General features: G+C 66.3%; 4 protein-coding genes. All 4 read right to left on the reverse strand.

What is annotated here, in order from left to right; translation table 11 throughout:
• Window positions 1–467: 467 nt before the first annotated feature.
• Window positions 468–941, reverse strand: coding sequence for a carboxymuconolactone decarboxylase family protein (locus ACIBB8_RS37570; protein WP_398959870.1), 474 nt, complete (start codon window positions 939–941; stop codon window positions 468–470).
• Window positions 942–1,286: 345 nt separating this feature from the next.
• Window positions 1,287–1,445 (reverse strand): hypothetical protein, encoded by a 159-nt coding sequence (locus tag ACIBB8_RS37575; protein WP_398959872.1) that lies wholly within the window; start codon window positions 1,443–1,445, stop codon window positions 1,287–1,289.
• Window positions 1,446–1,565: 120 nt separating this feature from the next.
• Window positions 1,566–2,498, reverse strand: coding sequence for a MerR family transcriptional regulator (locus ACIBB8_RS37580; protein ID WP_398959874.1), 933 nt, complete (start codon window positions 2,496–2,498; stop codon window positions 1,566–1,568).
• Between the two features lie 602 nt (window positions 2,499–3,100).
• Window positions 3,101–3,490: a VOC family protein gene (locus tag ACIBB8_RS37585; RefSeq protein WP_398959876.1), complete on the reverse strand. Its 390-nt coding sequence runs from the start codon at window positions 3,488–3,490 to the stop codon at window positions 3,101–3,103.
• Window positions 3,491–4,103 lie beyond the last annotated feature (613 nt).

Below are 4,103 nucleotides of genomic sequence, written 5' to 3' on the forward strand. Positions count from 1 at the left end.
TGATACCCGAGCAGGTCTGGATCAACGAACCGACACCGGAAACAGAACCTCTACAACAGTCCGCATAGCGTCAAACCGTCTCATTTGACTTGACAGCTTCCGGGCGACGTTCGTCCATGCCGGGATCAACGTCGAGCGCGAGGGACTGTTCGACGGCACCCGCAGGCAGCAGATCGCCGGACGCTTCACCCTGAGCCCCACCGCCCGGCTCCCCCGCAACTCCGAGTGGCAGGGCCTGGTCGCCAACCTGGAGGAGTCCCTCCGCCTCCGCACTCACAGGCCCGGCAGCCTCACCGATCTGGACCGCTACCTCCAGGACCGCACCGGTGGCATGATCGGCTCGCTCTCCCACCTGATCCGCGGTGTCGCCACAGAACAACACACCGGGCTCCGCGAAGCGGTGCCCGGTGTGTGTTGCTGCTGGTGGTGGTGGTTACCAGACGACACCAACGGCCACGGCCATCCCGTCAGTGGAACTGACCGGGCTGGTAGTCGCCGGCGGGTTGCTGGATGATGACGTTCGCCCGGTTGAAGGCGTTGATGAGGGCGATCCCGCACACCAGGGCAGCCAGCTGCTCCTCGTCGTAGTGCTTGGCAGCGTTCGCCCAGGCCTCGTCCGTGACCCCACCGGCCGCATCCGCGATGCGGGTGCCCTGCTCTGTCAGCTCCAGCGCGGCCCGCTCGGCCTCGGTGAAGACCGTAGCCTCCCGCCACGCCGCGACCAGGTTGAGGCGTACCGAGGTCTCACCGGCAGCGGCGGCATCCTTGCTGTGCATGTCGGTACAGAAGCCGCACCCGTTGATCTGACTGGCGCGGAGCTTCACCAGCTCCTGCGTCGCGGTCGGCAGCGTCGAGTCCTCGAGCACCTTGCCTGCCGCAATGATGTGCCTGAAAACCTTACCCATGGTCGGACTACTGAAGGCGTCCAAACGGGCACTCATGGTGATCCCCTCTGCCGTTGTCGGTGCTTACACACTTACGACGGCACAGCTCGGCGGGATGTGACATGAACACCTGTGACCTGCGTCTCTCCTCCCGCGCCGCAGAAGGGGCCACTACAACGACGTTCGGCTCCGCTGCCGAGACGTCACCCCTGGCCTCGATCATCCTCAGTCGCCCAACGTTCGGTGGCCTAACTGGTGATCACCAACTTTCAGTGACGACGATCAAACTCTGATGACGCAATGCAGCTGCGCACGAACGGGAGGCCGGGCATGGACGCGGACGAGTGGCTACGCCGCCATGGTCTGCACGTCTGCGCTCACTGCCTCGACGACAGTGAACAGTCACAGGACCGGCAGCAATCCGGTGATCAGCCGACGGGCCCGCGCAGTCCCGGCGCCCGGGACGGGGCGGCGTGGGCCGGCCAGCCGCTCGTCTGCGTCCTGGGCTTGGTCGATGGCGCCGCACCGCGGCGTCCGGAACGCCGGCAAGTCCGTGGCCATTGATCCGACTCTTTCGGCGAAGGAGCGAGGCCGCCTCCGGAATGGGGCATGTCGCGGCAAGGCGGTCGCGGCATGGTCCGGGTCGTCCGGCCATGCCGTTTCACGAGCCGTACGCCATTGCTACAGCCGGGCACGCAGGGCCTGAATGGTCCAGTCGAATGCCGGCGTCAGGCTGTGCAGGTCGGTCCAGCCGTTGATCATGGCAACCAGCTGGAAGTACCTCTCTCGACGCGGGTCGTTCGCGATCTCCAGCCAGGACAGCAGGCGACGCCGGAGCTCGACGTCGTCAGGGCCGGCAATGACGTACGCGTAATGCGCCGTGATCGCCGCAATGACCGGATCCGCCCGGGGCGAGGCCGGGTCGGTGCCGTCCGCAAGCGCGGGAGCAACCTGGTCACGGACCACCGCCGCAACGTCGCGGCCCAGTCGCGTGGCCCCGTCCTTCGTACGCTCTGCCATGTGGTCCTCGACCAACCCCCGCATGCCGGCGCGGAAGTCCGGATCCTGGGACAGCTCGGCCAGCTCCACCCACGCCTGAACCTGCTCCGCTTCGGGATTGTCGGGCAGTTCCGGCGTCATCGAGCGAATGACGGCTGCACACTCGGGTCTGTCGTGCAGGTCGGAGAAAACAGCGTTGAGGAAATCACCGATCAGGTAACGGCGTTCGTCCTCGGATAGCCTGGCCAGCTTGTGCATGAGTTCCATCTCCTCAAGGGTGGACGCGCGTCTGGCCACCGCCGTCAGCACCGCACGGCGCACGCGCAGGGTCCTGATCTGCGCTGCGAGAGCCTCGGCGTGCGCCGCCGCAACCTGCGGGAGCGAGAGCTCCCGGTCCACTACCTTCCGAATCGTGGAAAGGTCCAGTCCCAGGTCACGCAGGGTTCGTACGAAGTCCAGGCGTGCGGCGGCGTCGATGTCATAGAGGCGGTAGCCCGCCGGGCTGCGGTCGATCGGCGGCACGATCCCACGGTCGGAGTAGAACCGAATGGTCTTGACCGTGAGACCAGTGCGCCGGGCCAGGTCACCGATCGAGTAGAGCGTGTCGCCGTTCATGCCCCCACCTTCGCGTCTCCCCCTACTGGAGACTCAAGCCCAGTCCGGAGCCGGTAGCAAACTACGCCCCTGCCCGAGCCCAGCCAGCTGCACGGACGCGTCGAGGCCTCCCGCCTGCGCACGCAAGCAGCATGCTCGGCTACGAAAGTGCGCCTTACCCGAAAGGGTCTACGGCTCCAGCCGGTGCCCTGCTCGGCGCACCCTCGGGCCACGATCTGTCACACGTCAGTGGACTGTGCAGGGGTGCGCTACATGGGTACGAACCGGACGGCGCCCCGTACTGCCCGCGCATGCTGATGAACGCACCATGCTGGAGAGCTGGTTGGAGTTCCATCGGGCCACGCTCGTGCTGAATTGCAAGGGGCTGAACAACCGTCAGCCACGTCTTGCATCGGTGCCACCGTCACCGATGCCGGGTGACCGGACGGCGCCTCGAAGCGTGCGCGGGAAACCTCGGACAGGGCAGGATGGGAACAGGCCGAACGGGCCCAGGTAGGCGTCACAACTCACCCAACCCGTGCGGCCCTTCTCACGTCACGTTCTGGTCGGGACCGACTGACGTAGTGGAATGTTTGACGGGTCAGCCGTGGCCCGTCGGCGGCTCACTGGCCTTGGGTGATCTCCCACATGTAGCCGTCAAGGTCTCGGAAGCTGGCGGTGCGCGAACCCCAGCGCCGATCCATCGGCCCGTTGACGAGCTCAACGCCGGCCGCTGCGAGCTCCGCGCACTTCGCATCGACGTCGTCCACCTCGACAGTGAAGACCAGCCGCACCCCAGCCTCGCGCGGGGCCGCGGTCGCCGGCTCGATGAGCTCCGGGACGTGCGTCGTCTGCAGCAGGTTGAAGATCGTCCTGCCGAACCTGAAGGCGACGGACTGCTCGTCCTCGAAAAGGATCGGGGCGTCGAAGACGTCCAGATAGAACTTCTTCGAGGCGGCTAGGTCTTCGACGAAGACGGTGTTGGCGGCGATGCCGTTGGCCCATGCGCTCATGACGGCTCCTTGCTCGTTGGCGACGGAGAGCAGAGCCTACGACCGTCCGCTGACAACCCACGGCGGGCCCAGGAAGCAGGGCTCGCCCCGGCCCATGCTGCGCGGGTTTCGTCGCAATCGGTAAGACCGACTTCACTTTCTCCCCAGGTCGTCAGGCATGGCAGGAGTCCGGGCTGGGAACCCCGACGGACATCGACAAACTCCAGCGAAGGATCACCAGGCTGGAGCAGCAGAACGTCGAGCTGACGGCCGTGTTGGAGGAGGCCTGGTCCGACCTCGATGCCGCGCGAGCGGCCAACAGGGACCTGACCAAAGCTTTGAACCGACGCGGCTTCGGCCACGCCGCACCCTTCCGGCAGGGGGTGGTCTGTGCAGCGTGACGTCGACGCGCTGCACGATGCCGGGGTCATACGGGTGGCCTCCATCGGCCCCCTGAAACCCCATCGCAAGCTGTACATGCGGCCTCTCCTCTGCCGTAGCGAGCAGCGGGCGCGGCAGGGCGGGATAAACCTTTTCGGGGACTCTGCTGCGCAATTTCGTGCGGGGGTGATGGTGGGCGCGGGATGATCGTCTGTACGGTCGTTGTCCTGTCGTGCGGTCGTGGGGGTGTCGT

The sequence above is a fragment of the Streptomyces sp. NPDC051286 genome (assembly GCF_044455345.1).
Lineage (GTDB): Bacteria > Actinomycetota > Actinomycetes > Streptomycetales > Streptomycetaceae > Streptomyces.